Genomic DNA, 1245 nt, shown 5'->3' with positions numbered 1-1245 from the left:
GACTCATCGTCCTTGCCTCCGCCTCGCGCACCGGGCGACATCATGCCCGGCATACCGGCGCGACCTGCCGCGCCCGCGGTCGAACCAGCCACCCGCGCAACGCCCGACGGGTTGCCCGCGGTCGTGGGCGACCCGGGGACCGCGGCGCCGGGGGACGGAGCGCCCGTGCCAGGGGAACCACCGCCGGGGCTGCCCCCGCCGCCGGGGGTTCCGGAGGGGCTCCCGGCGCCGGCCGCGGCGGGGTTGACACCGGAAGGTGTTGTCGCTGTGGGGTCGGTCGACTGCGGGTTCGTGGATTCGGGGGACGAGTCGTCTTCTGACGTCGTGGTGTCAGGCGTGTCGTCGTCAGTCGTTGTGTCAGGCGTTTCGTCAGTTGATTCCGGGGTGGTGCCGGGGTCCGCCGCCGACGGCTGCGTCGTGTCGGGCGTGCCGGACGACGGGTTGCCTGAATCGGGTTGCCTTGTGCTGCCAGGATTTCCGGGGTCGCCACTGTTGTCGTCGATGGCTTTCGGGATGGGAATGACCGGGACGTCGGTGTCGGATTCGTGGATCACCGGGGCGTAGACGGATTCGAGCACGCGAACAGCTTCGGCCTTCGCATTCCGTTGCGCCACATCGTCATTGCGCCAGCCACGGCCTGCCAGGAAGCTGTGCAGATTGTCGCCTCCGCTGCGATGCTCCGGCGGGTACGGCACGAGATTCTTGGTCGGCTCCAATCCGGTGCGGAGTTCGTCGAGTTTATTGCTGGTGAGGGCCGCCGCTGTCGTGACCCGCTTACCGGTGTTGCCATATGCCGCAACGGTTTGCGCGGCCGCGGCCGCCGCCGCACCGGACCAGACGTCGGGAGACATGCCGCGTGTGATCTGCTTGTGGAACTCGTCCAGCGAGGTGGTGTTGCGGGTCGCTATCTCCTTCCACGCGTCGACCAAGTTGGTCACGGCTTCGAGATTGATCTGGTCTACCTTCGCCCGCAAAGTGGCGAGATCCGGCTTGTCGAACTCATCGGTGCCGTTCACCGCCTTGGGGCGGTATTCCCCGTCGAAACCGAGATCTTTGGCATTCTGGCGGACCGTCGCGCGCTGGTCGTTGAACTTGTTCTGGACCTCGGCGGCATCAGGAGCTTCGGCCTCCCCGTTGCCGGTGATCAGGTCGCCGATCTGGCGCTTCCAGGTGGAGAGGAAGTCGACGCCTGCGAGGTGTGAGGTGGGGTTGATCATGGGTTACACCTGGCCTGCGGTGTAGTCG

At 66.9% G+C, this 1245-nt stretch carries 1 protein-coding gene; it reads right to left on the bottom strand.

Features of this window, described 5'->3' with window-relative positions; translation table 11 throughout:
* The coding region (locus ACFWPJ_RS33255) for a hypothetical protein (protein ID WP_378857557.1) at positions 1-1217 on the bottom strand (1217 nt) is incomplete at its 3' end.
* Positions 1218-1245: the final 28 nt, after the last annotated feature.

This window comes from Nocardia sp. NPDC058497 (genome assembly GCF_042720195.1).
In the GTDB taxonomy this organism is placed as follows: Bacteria; Actinomycetota; Actinomycetes; order Mycobacteriales; family Mycobacteriaceae; genus Nocardia.
This window is presented reverse-complemented; position numbering and strand designations above follow the sequence as displayed.